This is a genomic window from Nocardia sp. NPDC059236, from assembly GCF_042754085.1.
In the GTDB taxonomy this organism is placed as follows: domain Bacteria; phylum Actinomycetota; class Actinomycetes; order Mycobacteriales; family Mycobacteriaceae; genus Nocardia.
Genome location: NZ_JBHZAF010000037.1, coordinates 22,240 through 44,273, shown reverse-complemented (window position 1 = coordinate 44,273; position 22,034 = coordinate 22,240). Strand labels below are relative to the sequence as shown.

The window sequence follows — 22,034 nt, the reverse complement described above, 5'->3', positions numbered from 1 at the left end:
TTCCCGGTCAGCAACTCACCCAGCCCGGTCTGTTCGGCCAGCCGCATCACCGGCACCAGACCTGCCAGCGACACGAGATTGCGATCATCGAACACCGCTGACTCCGCGGCGAACCTATGCGAAACTTGCACCCGAAGTGCCCTTCTGAAACCGGACCGATCACTGCCTAGACAACAGCGATCATCCCAGCTCGAAGGGCACTTTTCTCGTTCATCAGGCACCAACGGACACAAGACCGTCGGTGGATCGAGGCTAAGTTCACGGGGTCCCCTGCGGTTGGGGGACACTCGGCCCCCGGATCGAGCTGATCCGGGGTTTCGCCCGGCATAAACTGAAGGGCCGACAACAGGCAATCGCGCGGACGCCAGAACAGAGCAAGCTCATGGCCGCCTCGGACCCGAGGGCAACACAACGCAACCGGCCTCCGGATATCCGGAGGGATCTGGAGGGTACCGGCCTGGACGACCCGCAGGTCATCGGCCGAGGCGGATTCGGTGTGGTCTACCGGTGCTGGCAGCGGGCGCTGAACCGCCACGTCGCGGTCAAGGTACTGACCACGACCAAAGAGGTCGAACCCGAGAACTTCGAGAGGTTCCTGCGCGAGCAGCAGGCGATGGGCACCCTGTCCGGCCACCCACACATCGTGCAGGTCCTGCAGGTCGGCATCACCCGCAGCGGGCTCCCTTACCTCGTCATGCCCTATCATTCCCGTGGTTCGCTCGAGGACCGCATCCGTCGGGATGGTCCCCTTCCAGCCGACGAGTCCGTTGGAATCGCGATCAAATTGGCGGGTGCCCTCGAGACCGCACACCGGGCCGGCATTCTGCATCGTGATGTCAAACCCGGCAATGTGCTACTCACCGACTACGGCGAACCCCAGCTCACAGATTTTGGGATCGCCCGTGTCGCAGGAGGATTCGAGACTTCCGCCGATGTGTTGACCGGGTCACCGGCGTTCACTGCACCCGAGATCCTCCGATCCCGTGGTCCGTCTGTGGCGTCGGATGTGTACGGGCTCGGAGCAACACTGTTCTGCATGATCACTGGTCATGCGGCGTTCGAGCGCCGCTCGGGTGAGCAGTTGGTGGCGCAGTTCGTGCGAATAGCCGCAGAGCCGATTCCGAATCTACGACCCGACGGCTTCCCTGACGATCTGTGCGCCGCCATTGAGGCGAGTATGGCGCCGGACCCGGCCGGCCGGCCCCACACGGCGATGGCCTTCGGCGAGTTGCTACAAGAGATCCAACGCGCCCGCGGGATGCCGGTACAAGACATGACGTGGGCAGAGGCAACCGATGACCTCCCCTCGCCTCCTCCGGAATCAACAAATCCGTTGGTCGCGATACATCCCCAACTGTCACTGTCGCGGCGCTATCCCACCACTCCCCCGGCTCCCGGAACCAAATATCGTCCAGCAGTATCCACTCGGTCGCTGGTACGTCGGGACAGGCTGATGGATGTGCTGCGACGCGGCTCCCGGCCGCGATTGACTGTCATTCACGCACCGGCGGGGTTCGGCAAGAGCACGCTGGCAGCACAGTGGGCTCGATACCTCGCCACGGAGGAGAACGTCACCGTCACCTGGCTCAACGCTGATCGCGACGACAACAACGTGGTGTGGTTTCTGACGCACCTGATCGAAGCGATTCACCGTGCTGACCCCACACTTGTACCGTCGTTGGACCGGATGTTGGAAGAGCAAGGCGAGTCAGCCATCCAGCACGTCCTCACAACACTGATCAACAACGTCCATGAACATCGTGTACGCGTCGCGGTGGTAATCGACGACTGGCACCGAGTGACCGATACTGCCGCAATCGGTGCCCTGCGATTTCTGCTGGAGAACGGCTGCCACCATCTGCAGATCATCGTCACCAGCCGATCATCAGGCGGATTGCCGCTTGCCACCATGCGAGTTCACAACGAACTGGTCGAAATAGACTCCGCAGCTCTACGTTTCGATGTCAGCGAAACGAAGACCTTCCTGGTGGAAACCAGCGGTATTCAGCTCACTGGTGACGAGGTCGCCGAACTACGATCCTGTACCGAAGGATGGGTTGCGGCATTGCAATTGGCATCTCTGACGCTGCGCGAAAACCCGACGCCGGCCGACCTCATCAGCCACCTGACGGGTCGGCACCACACCATTGCAGAGTATCTGGCCGAGAACGTCTTGGACGCCGTTGAACCCGACCTTCTCGACATACTCATGGAAACCTCACTGCCCGAACGGATATCCGGTGCCCTGGCGAACGCACTGACTGGAACTCAGCGCGGACAAGCACTGCTCGAGGAGATCGAGCGGCGCGACCTGTTCCTACGCCGCATCGACGACGACGGGTTGTGGTTCAGATACCACCACCTGTTCGCGCAATTCCTGCGGCAGCGCCTGGACCGTGATCGACCCGAGCGCGTGCCGGCGCTGCATCGCGCTGCCGCCGCCTGGTTCGACGCCCATGGCATGCTGAGCGAGGCGATCGACCATTCCCTTGCGGTTGGCGACGAGGACCGAGCGGTGGATCTGGTCGAGGCCCACGCGATGGATCTCGTTCAGCACGCCCAACTCGCGACCTTGGTCGGACTGGTCGCCAAACTTCCGCCGGCCCGGATGGTGGATCGCCCTCGGATCCACATCGCAGTCGCCTGGGCTTATATGTTGCTACGCCAGCTCGGTGATATGAATACAACGCTGCGCGTGGTTCGAAAATCGCTGGAGGACTCCGGCCAGGGGATCACTTCCGACCTCGCGGTCGAAGCAGCTCTCATTGCAGCTTCCGCGCAAGCGTTGGGCGACAGACTGGACGGTGTTGACGCAGCTGTCACAGAGTGCTTGTCACGCACCGACACACTCAGCCCATGGGTACTCTCTGTGGCGGCAAGCACAGCAGCGTTTCTGGCGGTCTATCGATTCGAATTCGACCGCGCGCGGGCTTGGCACGACTGGGCCGCACCGTACTATCAGCAGGTCAGCGGAACCTTCGGTTCGATGTACAGCCACTGCTTGGCCGGACTCGCCGCGCGCGAGCAACTCGACATTCGTACCGCCGAACAGAGTTTCCGCAAAGCCCGGCATCTGGCGGCTGTGTCGGCCGGTGAGCATTCGTATGCGGCGCGGTTGGCCGGCGCGCTGCTGGGCGAACTTCTGTACGAGCGCGATCAGCTCGATGCCGCCGAGCAACTACTGGACGAAGTCTACGAACTCGGAATCGAAGGCGGAGTGGTGGAATTTCTGATGGCGGCGTTTGCGACCGGCGCCCGGATCAAAGCCCTCCACGGAGACCTCGAGGCCGCAGCCCGGCGGCTGGACGAGGGCGCACGAACAGCGAGGGAGCTTTCCCTCCCGCGCCTGTCCGCACGTATCACCACCGAACGGATCCGGCTTGGATTCGCCGCACCAGGCATCGACGAAAACATCAATGGCGACAACGGAATTGCGAAACTGACAGCCGAGCTGAACGAGGATTCGGCGATCCGCTTATTGCTCCGGGACCATATGCCCGACCGAGTCGATATTGCCTGCGTACGGGCCGAACAGTTGCGGTCCTCCGTCGACGCCGAGCAGCGGCCCCGGGCCGCGCTCTACGCGCGCTTGCTGCTCACGTCCTGCCTCGCCACCGCGGGTCGGATCGACGAGGCGAAGGACGCACTTGTGCCGGCGCTGGCAACGTGCGCAGACCTCGGTCTGATTCGTCCGCTGCGTGATGAGAGCCCTGCGGTCATCTCGCTGATCCGTACGCTCGAACATGACCTCCGCGCAGGTCTTTGGCACGACAACTGGCCGACCGTGTCCGGGGCATTCCTGCTGGCCGTATTGGATGACTGAGCGCAGTAAGTGCAGATCAGCCGGCTGCCAGAATTGAACACAGTCCTCACCTTCCCGCACTGGGCGCATGGCTTCCGCGGAATCGCCCGCACATGGCCGCGCCGTCCTGGCACGGCTGGATGTCGGCTGCGGCCACAGACGGAGCATCGGTCATGGCCCGCGGGCACGGCGGCGGTCGCAGGCGCGACAGATCAGCCTGCAGGGTCAGGGTCAGGGTCAAGACCGGGGGCGAGGAAGCCGCCGAACTGCATCGCCACCAGATCTTCCGAGCCCGAAATGCCTAATGCGCCTGTGACATTCGAGCAAGTCGGCGCTGCAAGAGATACGGCCAGTGTTCGCCCAGAGCGTCAGCCGAATGCGGACACCGCCCCGGCACGCCCTGAGATCAACAGGCCGAAAGCCACCGCAGCGACGGCAGAGTCCCTGGTCACCGCAGTGACCAGGGACTCGCGATTCGCCGACGCTCAGCGACCGACAAACAAAGGCGTGGTCCGATCGCGGCTGGCTGCGATCCCGATGCGGCAGTCTTCAGTGGCCCATTGCTTGGCCTGCTCATCCAGCTCGCGCTCAGTTGCCGCCGCGACTTCGTCGGCGAGATCGCCCCGCATTGTCACCTTCATAGACCGTACGGTCAGCGGTGCCGACGCCGCGATTTCGTTGGCAAAGGCAAGGGCGCCCGGCAGTGGGTCTTCGCCGTCCACAAGGCGGTCCGCCAGCCCGATCTCGACAGCTTCGACGCCGCCGACCTTCCTCGCGGTGTAGAGCAACTCGGTCGCCTTCTGCCGCCCGACGAGGGCCGGCAAACTGGCACTCAGGCCGAAGCCCTGATGGAAACCGAGTGCGGCAAAGTTGGCGTGGAAGCGCGCCGAGGCGACAGTCACCCTGAAGTCCGCCGAGCAAGCCAGGCCCAGTCCGCCGCCGACCGCCGCACCCTGTACGGCTGCGACGACCGGCATCCCGATGCGAAAGAGCCGCCGCGCTTCGCGGTAGAGCCGTCTAGAGGCTGCCGCACGATCCTCGATTGCGCCGGCCCCGCCGAAATCCGCCCCAGCGCAGAAGTGCTTGCCCTCGGAGGCGAGCACAGCAGCCCTGCATTTCTGCATGTCGAGCTCCTCGAGCGCGTCGGCAAGCTCCTGAATCAATGCGAGATCGAAGAAATTTGCCGGGGGGCGGTGCATCGTTACCACCGCGACGTGTTCACGGTGGTCGACCGTGACGACATCCTTGTCTGCCATCGTTCTCCTCGGTGCCGGTATGGGTCGGTATCGCGCAGATCTCTAGCGGGCGACCCGGCGGAAAGGCGTGTACGAGACCTTGATGCCGTAGGTTTCCCGGAACTTGTCGCTGAGCTCGCCGAGCATGGTGACCGACAGCATCTCGGTCGAGGCCGCGAAGTCCTCCTGGCCGGCGGCCGTCCGCTCCATGTGCTTCCAGATGGCGTCCTCGTTCTCATACTGCTCGTGCTGGTAGTACGTCCCATCGGCGCCCTGGAAGATCTCGTACCCGAGGACGTAGGGCTCCTCGGCCTCGGTGATCGGAAAGACCTTGTCGAGATACGCCTGGTAGCGGTCTTCCATGCCAGGCTTGACGTTGTAGCTGAACAGTGCGTCGATCATTCTGTTTCTCCTTATTTTGCGGATGGTTAGGGAATCGGCAGCATTTTGCTGATAGTCAGGGAATCGGCAGCCGAGGAACGCTCTGCGTTGACGGCACGCTGTCGCCGAACCGTATGTGGGGTGTGACCTCGACCAATGTTCCGTTGGGCGCGGCATTTCCGCTCCCGACATCGACGCGGCGCGGCGACATCAAATCGTTCACACTCGCGCCCTCCAGCTTCGAAGCAACACCCAACGTTGTCGACTGATGTCCCCAGCCGTGGGGCGCGCAGACCACACCCGGCATGATGTCCTCGGTCAACTCCAGGTCGAGCGTGATGACACCCTCCGGCGTGGACACATCGACCTGATCCGCGTCGAAGATCCCGCGGTCCCCAGCATCGAGCGGGTTCATCAGCAGAGAACACCGGTTGCCCGTCCCCACGAGCCGGGACACGTTGTGCATCCACGAGTTGTTCGACCGCTGCTGGCGGCGCCCGATCAGCTGCAAGCCTTCGATGCGCTCGTCGAGAATTCGCCGGATGTGCGGGGCCAGCTCGGCCACCGGCTCCGGCAACAACTCGATGTGCTGGTCCGCGGTCCGGACGATGTCCGGCAGCAGTGGGACCATCGGCCCGAAGTCGATGCCGTGCTCTGCGGCCGACACTCGTTCGAGGTTGATGCCGTCGCCGTCACCGAAGTGGTCGCCGAACGGCCCTGTCCGGAAGTACAGATCGAGCAGGCGTTCCGGGTCGGAGTTGCCGTGGAGCATGGGCAGCAGTTCTTCGGGATCCCGGCCATACACATCACTGTCCGGGTTCTCCGTGAATCCGCGGATCGTCTTGAGCAGCACATTTTGTCGCAATGCGAGGACGTCACCGGGCGGATCGGTGGCCATCGCGCCAATGCGCATCAAGATCTCGTCGTCACCCGGTTGGCCTTCGGCCATGGGAAGCATCGGCGGCGAGAACCGGGCGTACGAACGCACGGCGAACTGTTGGCTGTAATACGGATAGAAGGCGCGCTCGAGACCTGCGGGGGACGGAAGGATGACGTCGGCGTGACGGGTCGTCTCGTTGACGAAGACGTCCAGGCACACGACAAGCTCGAGGGCATCCAGAGCCCGGTCGAGGCGAGGCCCTGCGCCTGGTATCGACAGCACCGGGTTGGCGCTGTGGGTGATCAGAGCCCGTATTTGCCCCGGTCCGGGGGTCTCCATCTCCTCGAGCATTGCTACCGCAGGAAGCTCACCGAAGACCTCGCGATATCCGCTCACCCGACTACGCCACCGACCGAGCGCGGGAGGACGCCCGAGCGGCACCTTCAGCGCGTTGAGGCCCGTTGCCGGACGGCAGAACATCGCACCTCCGGGCCGGTCGATGCTCCCGGTCAGGATGTTGACAACATTGAGCCCCCACGCAGCCACCGTCGCGAGTTCTTGGAGTACGACGCCTACTCGCCCGTACACCACCGATCGCTCTGTCTCCGCGAGCCGATGCGCCAGCTCTCGGATCCAAGTGGCACTGACCCCCGACCTCTCGCTCACAGCCTCGGGCGTGAAGTCCGCAGTGAAGTCCCGCACGCGTTCGAGGCCGTTCACCATGCCGGCAGCCACCCCGAGATCGACCAGGTCGTCTGCGAACAGGGTGTTTATCAAGGCAAGCAGTACCAAAGAGTCTGTACCAGGCCGGATGAACACATGTTCGCTCACCAGCCGACTGGTCTCGTTGGCTCGTGGATCGAGCAAAATGACGTCGCCACCGCGTTGCCGAATACTGGTCAGCCGCTTTCCCCAGCCGGGCGCGGTCGCCAGACTCCCATTCGAGATCGCCGGGTTGGCTCCGAAGACCACGAGTAGGTCGGTGCGATCAATATCCGGCATTTGCAGATCACCCGGATGGCCGTACATGAGCAAGGCCGCGAGCTGCTGCGGCCAAGCATCGATCGAACCCGCCGAATACCGGTTCTTGGTCTTGAGCAGCCGGAGGAGCTGCGGGACGTACATCGCTGCGGCCAAATTGTGCGAGTGCGGGTTGCCGACAAAGGTAGCGACCGCGTCCGGACCGTGTTCCGCGATGATCTTCGGAAGCTTGTCCTGCACAACTTGGAAGGCCTCTTCCCAGCTCGCAGGAACGAGGCGGTCGCCTTTCCGTACCATCGGTTGGCGCAATCGATCCGGGTCTGCATCCGCTTCGACCAGCAGTGCGCCCTTCGGACAGATGTGGCCCTTGCTGACCACATCCAGCTGATCAGGCTTTACCTCGAGTCGACCCTGACGGCCGGGACCGATCAGCAGTCCGCAGCCGGCCTCACACAGGTGACAATTCCGGCCATGCACCGAACTCATCCGATCAATCCTCCTTGATCGCCCGCTGATGATTCCCTGGAAACTCCACGAGAAAGCGGATTCAACGCGGCGCCTCCTATTCGCTTCCTCGCGCCGATGCATCTATCGCAGGCACCGCGGTCGCCAATTCAAGAAGCTTCAGCCGATCCACAACCTTCTCGCGTGGGCGCTCACGACTCCCCGAGGATCGCTCGTACGCGTCGATCCTCAACCACCCGTCCCAGCCGAAGGCATCGTCGACCACGGGCGGAAGTTCGGACGGGGTGTCCAATACGCCCGACAGATAGTCATCCAGAAGGGCGGCCACCGTCTCACCAGCGCAAGTCTTGTTCGTGCCAATCACGCCAGATGGGCCCCGCTTGATCCAACCCGAGGTGTAGACGCCGAGAATCGGCTTGCCCTCCGGGTCCACGACTCTTCCCGATGTGTTCGGAATGCGCCGGGTTGCAGCGTCGAACGGTACCCCTGGGATCGGCTCCCCGCGGTACCCGATCGAGCGCAGGACGAGGCCGCAGTCGATCTGCTCGAACTCACCGGTACCGACCGCACGCTGATTACCTGCGTCATCGACAAGGATCTCGTTGCGCTCCAAGCGAATTCCTGTCGCCTTGTCGGTCCCGAGGACCTCTACCGGCGACGCAAGGTAACGCAGGGTGATCGACTTCCGTCCGTTCGAGCGCACGCGCCGGGCATAACGCTGTGCAATCTCGATCTTGAAGCGAAGCTGCTCGTTTCCCCGCTCGTGGGCCATTGCAGTGGTCACCGCATCCAAGGCAGTCTCGCGCGGGTGTGCGAGCACGTCCACGCCTCGCAGATGCTCGAGTTCTATCAGCTCTTTCGTCGTGTAGGCGGCATGCTCGACACCACGCCGACCGACGACCAGCACCTCCTCGACGGCGCTACCGGCGAGCAGTTCAAGCGCCCGTCCGCTGATGTCCGTCCGGCGAAGGCCGTCCAAGTCGGAGACGAGGATGCGCGCGACGTCGAGCGCGACATTCCCGTTCCCGATCACCACCACACGCGGATGCGACAAGTCGAACTCGCGCCCACTGTGGTCGGGATGCCCGTTGTACCAGCCAACGAAATGCGTGGCCGGATGGCTCCCGGGCAGATCCTCGCCCGGGACGTCCAGCCTGCGGTCGGATGGGGCACCGACGGCGTAGAGCACCGCGTGGTGGCTGGCCGCCAACTGCTCGTGCGTAACGTCTCGACCAACCGAGGTGTTGAAGTGGAACGTCACCCCGCGCCGCGAGGCAGTGCGTCCGAATTGCCGGAGAACCCGCTTGGTCCGCAGGTGGTCGGGCGCAACCCCGAACCGGGCCAGCCCGAATGGGACGGGCAGCCGTTCGTACACGTTCACGGTAGCGTCCAGGCCGCGACGCGAGAGGAGCGACTCGATCGCAAACATCGCCGCTGGGCCCGCCCCGACGACAGCGACACGAAGCGGCTCCCGCTCGGTCACTGTCACCGGTAGCCCGGGAAGGGGCAGCTCCCTCCTGGCGTACGAGCGCGCACTGTAGTGGAGGCGGTTCAGCTCGATGAATGCCCGGTCTTCCTGCTCGAGCGTGGCATCGGACGAAATGGCGTCGACCGGGCAAACATCGACGCAGGCCCCGCAGTCGACGCAAACCGCCGGATCGATATAGAGCATCTCTGCGGTCTTGTAGCCCGCTTCGCCCGGTGACGGATGGATGCAGTCCACCGGGCACGCCGACACGCAGGCGGCATCATTGCAGCAGGATTGGGTGATTACGTGAGGCACCGTGCGCCCCTTCCTGCACCGGCTCGCACTGCGTCCGCCACGACCTCGCACCTACGTGTCACGGAACCGGTTCGAGATCGAGATCGAGGTTCAGCGCAGCGACTGTTCGACGGTGGCTGCCGGCAGTGCCGAGCAGTTCCTTGTCGACCTGGGCTCGGCGCCAATACAGGTGCGCGTCGTGCTCCCAGGTGAATCCGACGCCACCATGTGTATGGATCAGCGTCTGGGCGGACCGGTTCAGCACGTCGGCTGCGTAGGCGCCGGCGGCAGCGGCGTAGAGGCCAAGGTTCTCCGGCTGGGCATCGGCCGACCAGGCGGCCAGCCATACCAGCGAGCGCAGCTGCTCCTCACCGACGTAGGCGTCGACCAGAGCATGCTTTACCGCCTGGAAACTGCCGATCGGGCGGTTGAAAGTATGCCGGGTCAGAGCATAAGCGCGGGCCAGCTGGTTCGCCTGAGTCGCTGCCCCCAAGTCCTCCGCTGCCAGCAAGACCACGGCAATGTTTTTTGCCCGGTCCCAGGCAGGCTGAACTGGAGCCTCAGCCGAGAGGATGCGGGCCGGAGCGCCACTGAGTTCGAACACTTCGAGACCCCGTGTGGCGTCGAGCGGCTTCGGGCCGATACGGCGAACCGCCGTGCTCGAGCCAGTCAGGTCAACCGCGACCACAACCGGGCCGGCCTCGGTCTCGGCCAGCAGGATGACGTCGGTCGCTGCAACGCCGTCGAGCACTGGCGCAGTCCTGCCGTGGACCGCGCCGGCCTGATCGAGCCGAAACTGTTCGGCGGGGTGCCTGGTGCAATCCGCGACGACGACATTCCGTTCGCCGGTGAGACCGGCATCCAAGAGAGCCAACGCTTCGGGTGAGCCGAGCATCTCCAAGAGGGTGACCGCCCGGCCGGCGAAACTCACAAGCCGTGCGGGAGTCAGGTGCTTGCCGGCCTGCTCCGCGACAACCGTGAGGTCCAGGACTGTTCCGCCGCCACCGCGCGACTCGTCTGCGAGCAACTCCATGGCTCCCAGCGAGGCCCACGCCTCACTTTTCGGGAAGGGAATGTCGTGTTCGAGTGCGGCGCGCGCGTACTCCAAGCCCGAGTGCTTGGCGAAGGCATGCCCGGCGACCTCGGCGAACTCGATTTGGTCCTCCGATAGATTGAATTTCATCACGCACCGTCCCGAGATTTGGCAGGCGAAGTGTTCGACGCGGCAGAAGCTGTCACTCGAGGCTCCGCCGGGAGCCCGAGAATCCGTTCGCCGAGGATGTTCTTCATGACCTCCGGCGTTCCTCCGGCCAGTGAAAGCCCCGGCGCGAACATCGCGACGTGCTGCCAGTGGTTGGTGCCATCGGGACCGGCCGCGAAAACGGCGCTCTCACCCTGGAGCGACAGTCCGAGGCTGCTGACTCTCTTGAGGAGGGCCCCGAGGGCAAGCTTGCCGACGCTCCCCTCCGGACCGGGCTCCTCGCCCTGGGACATCCGCGAGATCAGTCGGTTGCCAGTCATTCGGCACGCCAACGCCTCGATCCAGCAGGCGGCGTACTCCTGGAGCACCAGCTCGCGACTGCTCACCGCGAGCTGCGGCAGCGCCTTCTTCACCTCCGCGGTCAGGGCCCCGGGTCCTGCCCCATAGGTCGACCCGTCGCCGCCGACGACATACCGCTCGTTCATAAGCATCGTCAAGGCCACGGACCAGCCCTGCCCCACTTCACCGAGTACAGCGTCCGAGGGGAGCACGACGTCCTCCAGGAAGACCTCGTTGAACGCCGCGTGACCGGTCATCTCGCGCAGCGGACGTACCGTGACGCCTGGAGCCGACATGTCGATGATGAAAGCGGTGAGGCCCCGGTGACGGTCCGCGGGACTGCCGGTCCGGGCGAGGACCACCCCGTAGTCGGACCAATGGGCGCCGGTGTTCCAGACCTTCTGGCCGCGCAACACCCAGCCATTGTCGATGGGGAGAGCCTTGGTCGATACCGCCGCGAGGTCACTGCCTGCACCGGGCTCACTGAACAGCTGGCACCAGATCTCCTCGCCCGTGAGGATGTTGGTCAGGTATCGATTCTTCTGTTCGTCGGTACCGTGGGTAATGATCGTCGGCCCACAGAGGCCAACACCCATCCATCCGATCAGCCGTGGAGCCTGTGCGCGGTCCAGCTCCTCGTTGATGATCAGCTGCTGGACGACCGACCCGCCGGCGCCGCCGTACTCCTTCGGCCATGTCACACCGACAAGCCCGCCGGAGTAGAGGACGGACTGCGCATTTTTCAGGGCGGCAACGGTGTCCGCGGACGCTCCGCGGGCCGAGACCAACGAGGCAAGGTTCGCCTCGATGAACTCGCGCACGACGTGGCGGAATGCGCCTTCTTCTGGGCTATCGCTGATATCCATCGGTCCCCCGCTCAGCGGTAGCGGAGGCGGGCGGCTGCATCGAGCCGGACGACCTCGCCATTCATATAGGTGTTCTCGAGCAGGTGCAGAGTCAGCGCCGCGAACTCCTCAGGCTGTCCGAGCCGGGCCGGAAAGACGACGTCTCGAGCCAGCTTCTCTTTGAAAGCCACCGGATCAGCGACCTTGTTGTAGATCGGGGTGTCAATGAGACCCGGGGCAATTGCGTTGACACGGATGCCGGCGGGTGCGAGGTCACGCGCGGCCGGAAGGGTCATCCCCACGATTCCGCCTTTGGAAGCCGAGTAGGCCACCTGACCGATCTGTCCGTCGAAGGCCGCTACTGAGGCCGTGTTGACAATCGCGCCTCGCTCGCCGTTCTCGTCCGGTTCGTTGGTCGACATAGCAGTGGCGGCGATCCGCATGCAGTTGAAGGTGCCGATGAGGTTGGTCGTGATGATGCGCGTGTAGCGCTCGAGCGAGTACGCGCTCTCGTAAGTACCATCGCGGCCGATGATCCGGGCAGACCCGCCGAACCCGGCGCAGTTGACCAGCACCCGCAGCTCACCGAGTTCGCGGGCTCGGTCCACTGCCGCGATGACCTGGTCCTCACTCGTGACGTCCGTGCTGACGAAATGCGAGCCGGACTCCTGCGCAACCGTGTCGCCCTTGTCCTTCTGGACGTCGGCGATCACGACCTGAACCCCGCGGCTCGCCAAGGAGCGCACAACACTTTCTCCCAGGCCGGACGCACCGCCGGTGACCACCGCTGAAGCACCGGTGAACTTCATGAACACTCCTTAGCAAGATGATGCGCGAACCGTTCTCCGGGTTCGCAGCGAATATTTGACGGATGAAGAGAAGCCTCCGAGGAGGGACGTTCGGCGGATCTACTTCTCCGCTCGACGGTCCCGCTCCTCGATCTCGGACGGCATCAGACGTATCGAACTGACCCCCGCGTGTTCGATCAGGCCACCACGGAAGTGGAAGATCCACCGCATCCGCACGGTGTCGTCCGAAGACTTGGCGTTCTCGTACTTCGAATACCCCGGCACCGCGATCCGCCCGTATACGGTGAGGCGGCGGTCGTTCCCCTGCACCCACAGCTCCGGCTCGCCGAAGTCGATACCCTTCGGCCGCGACTCCCCGAACGCTCGCAGCGCCGCAGGTCCCTCAGTGTGTCGACCACTGCCGTCGTCGAGGGAGCCATCGTCGGTGAACAGCGCCGCAAGGCCCTCTCCATCGCGGTTCTCCAGACACCTGAAATAGGTCCGCGCGGCTTCCCGCTGGCTCTCCTGAATCTCCACCATTCAACTCCTTTGTCTGGGCGTTACTCGATCAAGCGGCTGGACTTGCTTTGTCCGGTTGTTCCACAGGCCCCGTCAGCCCACTCGGTACCTCGATAAGGCTCAAGAACCTTTCGCGGTGGGCAGCCGGAGATCCCAGGAAGAATTCGCTCGACTTGGCTCGTTTGAAATAAAGGTGAGCGTCGTGCTCCCAGGTGAAGCCGACTCCGCCATGGACCTGGATGGTCATCGCAGCAGTAGATACAAAGGCGTCCGAGCAGAGCGCTTTGGCCATGCTCGCGTGGGCGGGAAACTCTTCGGCACCCGCGGCAGCGTCCCATGCCGCTCGGTAGGCCGCCGACCGTGCGGATTCGACGTCCAAGAGCGCATCCGCACACATGTGCTTGATCGCCTGGAACGATCCGATCGGACGCCCGAATTGGTGCCGTACCTTGGCGTACTCGACGCTCATGTCCAAACACTGCTGCGCGCCACCGACCTGCTCCGCGGCCAACGCGACACTCGCCAGGTCGAGGACCCGCTGCAGCACCGGCTCAGCTGCGCCCTCCTCACCCACGAGAACCGCCGGGGTGTCATTGAGGACGACAGTTGCGAGCCGACGGGTTGAATCCAGCGCCTCCTGCGGCGTGCGGACCAGTTGGGAAGCTCCGCCCTCACAAGCGAAGAGCGATATTCCGCGCGAAGTACGAGCCGCCACGAGGATCAAGTCCGCGACCATACCGTCGACGACGAAGCACTTCTCGCCATTGAGCCGCCAGTTGCCCTCGCTCTCCCAGGCCGATGCGCGCACGTCGGTCGCCGACCACGACCCGCTCGACTCCGCGAGCGCGAGCGTCGCCACGATGCTGCCGTCCGCAATCGACGGGAGGTACTCCCGCTGTGCCTTCGCGTCACCGGATTCCATCAGCGCGGTTGCGCACAACGCCACCGTCGAGAAGAAGGGCGCGCAGAGCAGCGACCGGCCCATCTCTTCGAATGCAACCAGCAGCTCGACCCAGCTGCACCCGGCACCTCCGAACTCCTCCGGGATGTGCAATCCGTGGAGTCCGAGTTCGCCTGCCATCTGAGCCCAGACGGCCTTGTCATAGCCCGATGGGCTGTCCATCAAGCGCCGAACCTCGGCAGGTCCCGACTTCGCCGAAAGAAATCGCCGAAGTGCAGCGCGAAATTCCTCCTGCTCACTACTGAATTCGAAGATCACAGCACCGACTCCACTCTCATGCTGCCGAGCGTAACCCAATTCGACATGCATGTCGAGTTGCGCTCCCCCTCCCCCGGCAGACCCCGATCCACGCATGGCGACCAAGTCGACAATGATGTCGATCAGAGCCTATGCTCGTCACGTGAGCGAAGAAGCAGGACGGGTTCCCGCGGTCAGCGCGCCGCAAGTGAGCACAGTCCCGACGTTCTGCCGAATCTGCCCCGGCATGTGTGGCTTGCTCGTCACCGTCGAGGACGGCGTTGTCGTGGGTTCGATGGGCGACCGTGACCATGCCGCGACCGAGGGATACTGCTGTCGCAAGGGACGCAACATCCACAAGCTGCACACGAAACCGGACCGCTTCCTCCAGTCGCAGCGCGGCAATCGCCGCGGCGGTTTCGTGCCGATCGAGACGGCGACAGCGATCAGCGAAATCGGTGAGCGCCTGAGTCAGATCCGCCACGAACACGGACCCGACTCGATCGGCCTCTTCCTGGGAACCCAGGCGTATCAGGCGACGCCGACCATCCCCGTGGTAAAGGCGTGGCTGCGCGCCATCGGCACCCGGAAATACTTTCGGACTGTCTCCATAGACCAGTCCGCCAAATCGATAGCTGTAGGCAGGCTCGGGGCTTGGGCAGCCGGGAACCAGCGATTCGACGAGTCGGATGTATGGCTGTTCGCGGGCACCAACCCGATTGTGTCGATGCAGGGCGGGCCGGCGAGCTTCCCGATCCATCGCGGACGACGCGCGCTTCGTGAGGCGCGTGAACGCGGTATGTACATCATTGTCGCGGATCCTCGCCTGACCGAGACCGCCCGCGAGGCGGACTTGCACCTGCCGCTACGCCCTGGCACCGATTCGCTCCTCGCCGCGGCGATTCTCCACGTCATCCTCGAGGAGAACCTTCACGACGCTGAGTTCTGTCGTGACCACGCCACCGGGCTGAGCAAACTCGCGAGGGCTCTCGAGCACATCACACCGGGCTCGGTTTCCGCAGACACCGGCGTCGACCCCGGCGACATTGTGCTGGCGGCCCGCCGTTTCGGAACAGCCACCCGCGGAATGGTCACGACTGGGACCGGCCCGGATATGAGTGTGTGGTCCAACCTCAACGAACATCTATGGCAGTTGCTCAACGTCATCTGTGGCCGCTTCCCCCGTGCCGGTGAGCTCCAGGCCGAGTATGGCGTGCTCACGTCCAGCCAGTCCCGCCAGGCGGAGGTAGTGCCGCCCGGTCGACCGTGGGAGTCCGGCTATCGCAGCCGACTGGGGTACGGTCTGCTGGCCGGCGACCTCCCCACTGCTTCGCTGCCTCGCGAAATCACCGAACCCGGGCCTGACCGGATCCGAGCGTTGGTCGTCGTGGGCGGCAACCCCTTGGCGGCGATCCCGGACCCCGCATCGGTCCGAACAGCATTTCGGCAACTCGACCTTCTCGTGGCCCTGGAGCCGTTTCCGACCGAGACGGCGGAGCTGGCGGACTACGTGCTTGCTCCACGGATGATCCTCGAGCGACCGGACATGACCCGGATGTTCGACGAGTGGTACGACAAACCCTTCGGCCAATACACGCCCGCGGTGGTCGAGGGACCAGCGGAGACGATAGAGGATTGGCAGTATCTCGCCCGTATCGCCGGCGCCATGGGACTACCTCTGACCATCGGGTCGTTCGAGGTCAGCAACAGCGAGAGCGCCGTTACCACCGAGCAGCTTCTCGATCACTTGTCGCGCAAGGGGCAGGCTGATCTGAAGGAACTTCGTCGACGACCGCACGGTTACGTATTCGGCAACGCGGCACGCCCCGTTGTCGCCCCGGCCGCGAGCTCGGCCGGGCGCTTCGACATACTCCCGGACGACGTCGCCGACGAGCTCCGCGCTGCGCTTGCCCGGGAGCGGATCACGCTGGCCGCCGCGGACGCCCGACCGGATGAAGCGCTGCTTACTGTCCGACGGACGCAGGGGGTCATGAACAGCCTCGGCCGGGACGTCATAACAATGACTCGGACGCCCTACAATCCCTGCCATGTCCATCCGACGCAGCTGAGCGCGGTCGGCGCAATGACGGGCGATCTGCTTCTGCTCGAGACGCAACACGGTCGAGTCATCGCCGTAGCGGAAGCGGACGACACAGTTCAGCTCGGAACGGTGACCTTGGCCCACTGTTTCAGACCGCAGGATGATGGCGATCCAGGCCAGAGCGGCGCGAATCCCGGGGCGCTCATCTCCTTGCACGAGGTTGCGGAGACGATCAACGCCATGCCGCGGTTGAGCGGCGTCCCGGTCCGCCTCGCGCGGTATCGCGCCGATTGATCCGGGACCTTCCGCAGGCGCCGGACCGTGCGCCGCATGCCGATCCCCACGGCCGCTCGGGGCAGCTGTCGCAGCAGAAGCCGAAGTCCCGTGCACTTCATATCTTGTCGAACCCAGGAGGAATAGCGATGACCCCGTCCCACACGAAGCCCCGAGGCACGATGAGCGCTTGGGTTATGGACGGGCCAGGAGAGCCGGTCGAATGCCTGCGGATCGAGGAGAAGCCCATCCCCGACCCCGGCCCCGGGCAGGTACTGATCAAGGTGGCCGCAGTAGGGATCAGTTACGGCGACCTCCTCCTGAGTCGCGGGGAGTACCAGGAGGGCGCAAGTTTTCCGTTCACGCCCGGACAAGAGGTGGTTGGGGAGGTCGTGGCCAGTCACGCTGATGCACCCACCGCGGTGGGGACGCGGGTCATCGCATTGCCGGCCCAGCGTAACGGGGGCCTCGCGGAGTACTGCCTTGCCGATCAAGCCGGGGTCTTCCCCGCCGGAGACTCGCTGAGCGACGCCGGCGCTGCGGCATTCCCCATCGCCTTCCATACCGCTTGGTTCGCCGTGCATCGCCAGGGAAGACTCCAGCCTGGGGAGACTATGGTCGTGCACGCTGCGGCGGGTGGGGTAGGCGCTGCTTGCGTCCAGCTCGGCGTGGCAGCGGGGGCGCGGGTTATCGCGGTCGTCGGCGGCGAGGCCAAGGTCGCGCTCTGCCACAAGCTCGGCGCGCATGTCGTCGTCGATCGCCTCGTCGAGAACTTTGGCGAAGTGGTCCGGCGGGAAACGAACGAGCGCGGTGCCGACGTCATCATCGACCCGGTGAACGGTGACGTGTTCGACCAGTCACGGCGAGTGATCGCTTCGGAGGGTCGGCTCGTTGTCGTCGGATTCGTGGGCAACCGAATCGCCGAACTACGGACCAACCACGTACTGCTCAAGAACTACTCGGTCACCGGCGTCAATCTGTCGTACTACTACAACGACAGCAACGCGATCGAGCTCGTCCGAGCGGCACATACCGAGCTGCTCGAACTCCACCGGCAGGGCTCGATTGTGTCCCTGGTTCAGCGGGAGATCCCCTTCGAAGCGGCTGCCCGGGCGATTTCGGACATCCAATCGATCTCTACCTGGGGTCGCACGGTGGTTCGGCCGCCCACGCCACGCCGGTAATCACAGACAGCAACGACTCACAGACAGCGATGAGATTGGCGGCGTGGATCTCCGCCAGTGTCATCGGAAATTTCGGATAAGCGTGCAACTGACATCACCGGCTGGCCCGGTGCAAGGCCCAGGCCTCGTGCCACGGCGAGGGCCCAGGCGCGCGGGTCAGCTTTGTGAAGGGTTGAGGTTCCTCACCAGATCGCGTGGACGACGGTGGCCAGCTCCTCCGGGCTGACGGATCGTCCGAGTGTGCCGCCCAGCGTGACCTGTTCGTGTAGCGCCGGGATGACATCGTCAAGGTCAGACTCCAAGATGCCCAGGTCGAGATCCCGAACTCTGGTGGGAACGTCGAGATCGGCGATGAACGCTGCCAGCGCGTCCACACTGGCCAGTGCACGTGCCGACGGGTCCAATCCCGGGTCTACAGCAAATGCGTCAGCGATCGCGCCGAAGCGTTCGGGGGCGATACCGGCGACGAACCGAGCGGCATGTGGGAGGACGATCGTCGATGTAACGCCGTGCGCGATGCGCCATTTGGATCCGATCTTGTGGCCAATGGCATGTGACAAGCCGTATCTCGTATTCGTCGCTGCGAAGTTGGACAGCCACGCGCCGGTTTGGGCGAATCCGCGATGAGTCAGACGCTCGGACCCATCGGTGTGGATCGAGGCCGGCAGGTGAGCGAGTAGCAACCGTGCTGATTTCTCGGCCAATGCGTCGGTGAAACTGCTGCTGTGAGCGGAGTACAACGCCTCGACCGCGTGGTCGAGAGCCTTGATTCCGGAACTGGCCCAGAGCAGATCAGGTGTTGCGAGAGTCAATTCGGGGTCGTTGATGATGACAACCGGACCGGCGGGATGGCCCATGATTGCCCTCTTCATGCCGTCTTCGCTGGTGACGCCAGCTCCGGAGTTGTATTCGCCAGCGGACAGCGTGGTCGGTACTGCGATGTGGCCGAGAAGACGGCCGGGCTTCGTGACCTTGGTGTCCGGATAGAACTTCGTGCTGATCTCCGCGGTCAGGTCGCGGCCGGCGAGGATCGAGGCGAGCGCGATCTTGGCTGCGTCGATCGGGCTGCTGCCGCCGAAACTCACGAGCGAATCGGCCTCGGTTCGCTCGACTTCGGCTACCAAATTCCGCACGCTGGCCGTTTGTACGTGTTCGACTCCACCGATGAACACGCCTGCGAGGCGGTTGCCCAGCGGGCTCAGGATTTTGCCCAGAAGCGGCGAGGATCCCAGCGTTTTGCCGGTAACTACCAGAGTCCTGGTGTACCCGCGAGAGTCGAGTTCGTCACCGATAGCCGAAATCGCGCCTGGACCGTACAACACCTTCTTCAGGTCACCCATGACCATGGAGCCAGATGTCTTGTCCATTTCCTGCCCTTCGTGAGTCAAGTTGCGATCCGGCACGTTCAGCCTGCGCGAATCGAGCCGAGTCAGCGCTTTCGGCAGGCAATTCGGACCCCAGGGAATACGTGTAGCGCCAGTCATCGAAATCGTCTTGGCGTCGACCTGGCGTTCGAGTTCGCTTTCATTTCCCATTTAATCGAACGATCGTTAGACTAGCGATGACGGTAGTCACCGTCAAGGCCAGGCGGCTTGAATACCCCACCGGCGTTCGAGTTGAGGACTCGCATGATTGCTGCGTGTCTTCCGTCCTTGCCTCGCCGAGATCGACTTCACATGCGAAGGCCGAGATACCGCGCAGATCGCCCCGAGAGTAGCGATTCGCCATCCAGGCCTCCCGAGAGTTAGGAGAGTCTTGCATGACGAGGACATCGACCGGCAGGAAGAACGGTCGGGCGAAGTTCGGCGACGGCGGGGAGGACACCGGCCTACTCCTGACCTCGATTGCGCGAAAAGCGTTTGCCGAGAACGGGTACCACGGGGTGTCGATTCGGGATATTGCCAAGATGGCGAACTTGAGCCTGGCTGCGCTCTACTACTATCACCCGAGCAAGCAGCACCTGCTCTATGCGCTGCTCAAACAAAGTACTGTTGACTTCACGAACGGTTTCCATGCCGCACTGCGCGCCGCCGACAACCAGCCTGTCGCCAAACTGGATGCACTCATTCGTTCCACGATCGAATACCGCGTCCACCACCGGGTGGAGAGCGATCTCATTGCCACCGAAATGCGCAACCTTGATCCGGAATCGCTAGATGAGCTTCTGAAGCCGTGGGACGAGGCCAGGGATGTCCTCGAGGAAATCATTGTCGACGGTGTCGAGGCGGGGGTCTTCACCATTCCCGATCCCAATGACGCCCGGCATAGTGTGCTGGCGATCTGCAATTCGATTGCGGGATGGTACGACCCGAATACGTCAGTCAGCCTCGATGAACTCGTCACCAGGTACCAATTCCTCTGCCATGAACTGCTGGGCTACAGCCCGAAGAGCTAGTCGTATCACACCGAAGACCGTCGCACAATACGACCTTTGATGCCTTTTAGCTATATTTCTACTGTGGATTCGACACAGACGCCGGGCATCTTGGCGCGCGCCGGGGGCGGCGCGCCGCCCCCGGTCACCCCGGCGTTGCACGTCCCCTGAGCTCTTTGCCACCGACAAGGCCTGACGCTTGACGAGTGAAGGCATCAACGCATATTCTAACGATCGTTCGATTAGCAGTGATTGGAGTCACGCAGCCGCACATTGCAGATTTGATCACTTAGGGCAAACCGCCCTCGCCATCGGAGTCGGCTCAGTCCCGGACACCGAGTTGGTTGCTGCCGGCGGACCGGAAATCTGCAATGCAACAGGAGCTTCGACACGCGACCGGTTGGGCTACCAAATCTGACTCATCTAGAACGTGAGCACATTGACGAAACATGCGCCCCCGGGCATGAGACATGCTCAGTCCACGAACGAACGTCCGAAGTGATTACCCGAGCCTACCAAGGATCGAAAATGACCAAACTGGATGAAGTCCCATCGCATGTTCCGACCGACCTCGTCGTCGACCTCGATTTCTATGCCTTGCCGAGCAGTGAGGACGACCCGCAGTTGGCCTGGCGGGTATTCAGCGAATTGGGCAGAGGGCCGTTCGTCTACTCGCCTTATCACGGCGGATATTGGGTAGCCACCAATGCTGCCGACGTCATGCAGTTTCAGCGCGACAACAAGAACTTCTCCAGCCACTCCATCACACTGCCCGAGCGTGAGGGGCCAAGGATGATTCCCTTGGAAGCCGATCCGCCGAATCACGGTGTCTATCGCCGGAACATCATACCGTTGATGTCCGCCAAGGCGTTGAAAGAGTTGGAACCGGGCATTCGAGCGCTGACGGTCGAGCTCGTCGATGGTCTGCACCCACAGGGCGGATGTGATTTCATTTCGGACTTCGCGCTCAAACTTCCGATCATCGTATTCCTTCAGCTGATGGGCTTGCCCATCGAGGATGGAGAGCGGCTCAACCACTACGTCGATCTGTTCGCGCGTGACCCCGACCCCGGGGTGAAGCACGAGGCGTCCGTCGATATGGCGACCTACATCGCCGGCTGGCTCCAGCAGCGCATCGCAGAGCCGAAGGATGACGGCATTACTTCGATCACCAGGGCAACCATCGACGGACAGCCCTACACATTCGACGAGATGGTGAGCACGGGAACGCTCTTGGCACTCGCGGGTCTCGATTCGGTCGCGATGCATATCAGTTTCATTGCCCAGTATCTGGCCCGCAATCCGGGTCAGCGGCACTATGTGACGGCCCATCTCGACAACCTGGGCCCGATTGTCGCCGAGTTCGCTCGCCGGTTCCCGATCGCGAACTTGATGCGAAAGCTGGCGAACGATTTCGAACATTCCGGGGTCACGATGAAGGCCGGAGACATGGTCCTGATCTCTGCTTCCACCTATAACTTCGACGGGGATCTGTTCCCCAACCCAGGTGAAATCGACTTCACTCGACCTTCCGGCAAACCGCACCTGACCTTCGGTACCGGACCGCACGCTTGCCCAGGCTCTGGACTGGCGCGACTCGAGGTGGAGATCTTCCTCCAAGAGTGGTTGCGACGGATTCCGGATTTCCACATCCATCCGGACGTGCCGCTGCGAATGCATGCCTCCGCGACCAATGCGGTCGATCAACTGTCCTTGCAATGGGCTACCGCATAACCCTTAGAAATACCCCCGAATCCGGTACCAGC

Annotated in this window: 15 protein-coding genes; 5 read left to right on the top strand and 10 right to left on the bottom strand. The window is 63.4% G+C overall.

Features of this window, described 5'->3' with window-relative positions; all coding sequences use genetic code 11:
* The first annotated feature begins 382 nt into the window (after window positions 1-382).
* Window positions 383-3,823, top strand: a complete 3,441-nt coding sequence (locus ACFXIV_RS45710; RefSeq protein ID WP_379403752.1) for a protein kinase — start codon at window positions 383-385, stop codon at window positions 3,821-3,823.
* A gap of 464 nt (window positions 3,824-4,287) precedes the next feature.
* Here the strand turns inward: ACFXIV_RS45710 and ACFXIV_RS45705 are convergent, their stop codons facing one another.
* The 9 genes from ACFXIV_RS45705 to ACFXIV_RS45665 form a co-directional block, all read right to left on the bottom strand.
* Complete coding sequence (locus tag ACFXIV_RS45705; protein ID WP_379403753.1) at window positions 4,288-5,058, bottom strand: enoyl-CoA hydratase/isomerase family protein; 771 nt, start codon at window positions 5,056-5,058, stop codon at window positions 4,288-4,290.
* 42 nt (window positions 5,059-5,100) lie between these two features.
* Window positions 5,101-5,439, bottom strand: coding sequence for a putative quinol monooxygenase (locus tag ACFXIV_RS45700; protein WP_379403754.1), 339 nt, complete (start codon window positions 5,437-5,439; stop codon window positions 5,101-5,103).
* A 55-nt stretch (window positions 5,440-5,494) separates the two neighbouring features.
* Window positions 5,495-7,765, bottom strand: a complete 2,271-nt coding sequence (locus tag ACFXIV_RS45695; RefSeq protein ID WP_379421471.1) for a molybdopterin-dependent oxidoreductase — start codon at window positions 7,763-7,765, stop codon at window positions 5,495-5,497.
* 76 nt (window positions 7,766-7,841) lie between these two features.
* Entirely contained in the window at window positions 7,842-9,527 is a 1,686-nt protein-coding gene (locus ACFXIV_RS45690; protein WP_379403756.1) for a 4Fe-4S binding protein, read from the bottom strand.
* A 58-nt stretch (window positions 9,528-9,585) separates the two neighbouring features.
* On the bottom strand, window positions 9,586-10,689 hold the full coding sequence (locus tag ACFXIV_RS45685) for an acyl-CoA dehydrogenase family protein (protein ID WP_379421470.1): 1,104 nt from the start codon (window positions 10,687-10,689) through the stop codon (window positions 9,586-9,588).
* Window positions 10,689-11,912, bottom strand: coding sequence for an acyl-CoA dehydrogenase family protein (locus ACFXIV_RS45680; protein ID WP_379403758.1), 1,224 nt, complete (start codon window positions 11,910-11,912; stop codon window positions 10,689-10,691). Before ACFXIV_RS45680 ends, ACFXIV_RS45685 begins: the two co-directional genes overlap by 1 nt.
* A gap of 11 nt (window positions 11,913-11,923) precedes the next feature.
* Complete coding sequence (locus tag ACFXIV_RS45675) at window positions 11,924-12,700, bottom strand: SDR family NAD(P)-dependent oxidoreductase (protein ID WP_379403759.1); 777 nt, start codon at window positions 12,698-12,700, stop codon at window positions 11,924-11,926.
* 99 nt (window positions 12,701-12,799) lie between these two features.
* Window positions 12,800-13,219, bottom strand: a complete 420-nt coding sequence (locus ACFXIV_RS45670) for a nuclear transport factor 2 family protein (RefSeq protein ID WP_379403760.1) — start codon at window positions 13,217-13,219, stop codon at window positions 12,800-12,802.
* Between the two features lie 28 nt (window positions 13,220-13,247).
* Complete coding sequence (locus ACFXIV_RS45665) at window positions 13,248-14,468, bottom strand: acyl-CoA dehydrogenase family protein (RefSeq protein ID WP_379403761.1); 1,221 nt, start codon at window positions 14,466-14,468, stop codon at window positions 13,248-13,250.
* Window positions 14,469-14,559: 91 nt separating this feature from the next.
* Between ACFXIV_RS45665 and ACFXIV_RS45660 the strand changes: the two genes are divergently transcribed.
* Together ACFXIV_RS45660 and ACFXIV_RS45655 are read left to right on the top strand one after the other, a co-directional pair.
* The gene (locus tag ACFXIV_RS45660; RefSeq protein ID WP_379403762.1) at window positions 14,560-16,731 is read left to right on the top strand and encodes a molybdopterin-dependent oxidoreductase; all 2,172 of its coding nucleotides are present in this window, start codon (window positions 14,560-14,562) and stop codon (window positions 16,729-16,731) included.
* Window positions 16,732-16,859: 128 nt separating this feature from the next.
* The gene (locus ACFXIV_RS45655) at window positions 16,860-17,894 is read left to right on the top strand and encodes an NADPH:quinone oxidoreductase family protein (RefSeq protein ID WP_379403763.1); all 1,035 of its coding nucleotides are present in this window, start codon (window positions 16,860-16,862) and stop codon (window positions 17,892-17,894) included.
* Between the two features lie 182 nt (window positions 17,895-18,076).
* Here ACFXIV_RS45655 and ACFXIV_RS45650 read toward each other — a convergent pair whose 3' ends face one another.
* Complete coding sequence (locus ACFXIV_RS45650) at window positions 18,077-19,429, bottom strand: iron-containing alcohol dehydrogenase (protein ID WP_379403764.1); 1,353 nt, start codon at window positions 19,427-19,429, stop codon at window positions 18,077-18,079.
* A gap of 224 nt (window positions 19,430-19,653) precedes the next feature.
* On the opposite strand from ACFXIV_RS45650, the gene ACFXIV_RS45645 reads away from it, so the two are divergent.
* Both ACFXIV_RS45645 and ACFXIV_RS45640 read left to right on the top strand, forming a co-directional pair.
* Window positions 19,654-20,289: a TetR/AcrR family transcriptional regulator gene (locus ACFXIV_RS45645; RefSeq protein ID WP_379403765.1), complete on the top strand. Its 636-nt coding sequence runs from the start codon at window positions 19,654-19,656 to the stop codon at window positions 20,287-20,289.
* A gap of 507 nt (window positions 20,290-20,796) precedes the next feature.
* Window positions 20,797-22,002, top strand: a complete 1,206-nt coding sequence (locus ACFXIV_RS45640; RefSeq protein WP_379403766.1) for a cytochrome P450 — start codon at window positions 20,797-20,799, stop codon at window positions 22,000-22,002.
* Window positions 22,003-22,034: the final 32 nt, after the last annotated feature.

Coding starts and splice junctions, on each gene's coding strand:
- ACFXIV_RS45710 (WP_379403752.1), top strand. CDS start 383: ATGGCCGCCTCGGACCCGAGGGCAACACAACGCAACCGGCCTCCGGAT.
- ACFXIV_RS45705 (WP_379403753.1), bottom strand. CDS start 5,058: ATGGCAGACAAGGATGTCGTCACGGTCGACCACCGTGAACACGTCGCG.
- ACFXIV_RS45700 (WP_379403754.1), bottom strand. CDS start 5,439: ATGATCGACGCACTGTTCAGCTACAACGTCAAGCCTGGCATGGAAGAC.
- ACFXIV_RS45695 (WP_379421471.1), bottom strand. CDS start 7,765: ATGAGTTCGGTGCATGGCCGGAATTGTCACCTGTGTGAGGCCGGCTGC.
- ACFXIV_RS45685 (WP_379421470.1), bottom strand. CDS start 10,689: ATGAAATTCAATCTATCGGAGGACCAAATCGAGTTCGCCGAGGTCGCC.
- ACFXIV_RS45680 (WP_379403758.1), bottom strand. CDS start 11,912: ATGGATATCAGCGATAGCCCAGAAGAAGGCGCATTCCGCCACGTCGTG.
- ACFXIV_RS45675 (WP_379403759.1), bottom strand. CDS start 12,700: ATGAAGTTCACCGGTGCTTCAGCGGTGGTCACCGGCGGTGCGTCCGGC.
- ACFXIV_RS45670 (WP_379403760.1), bottom strand. CDS start 13,219: ATGGTGGAGATTCAGGAGAGCCAGCGGGAAGCCGCGCGGACCTATTTC.
- ACFXIV_RS45665 (WP_379403761.1), bottom strand. CDS start 14,468: ATGCATGTCGAATTGGGTTACGCTCGGCAGCATGAGAGTGGAGTCGGT.
- ACFXIV_RS45655 (WP_379403763.1), top strand. CDS start 16,860: ATGACCCCGTCCCACACGAAGCCCCGAGGCACGATGAGCGCTTGGGTT.
- ACFXIV_RS45650 (WP_379403764.1), bottom strand. CDS start 19,429: ATGGGAAATGAAAGCGAACTCGAACGCCAGGTCGACGCCAAGACGATT.
- ACFXIV_RS45645 (WP_379403765.1), top strand. CDS start 19,654: ATGACGAGGACATCGACCGGCAGGAAGAACGGTCGGGCGAAGTTCGGC.
- ACFXIV_RS45640 (WP_379403766.1), top strand. CDS start 20,797: ATGACCAAACTGGATGAAGTCCCATCGCATGTTCCGACCGACCTCGTC.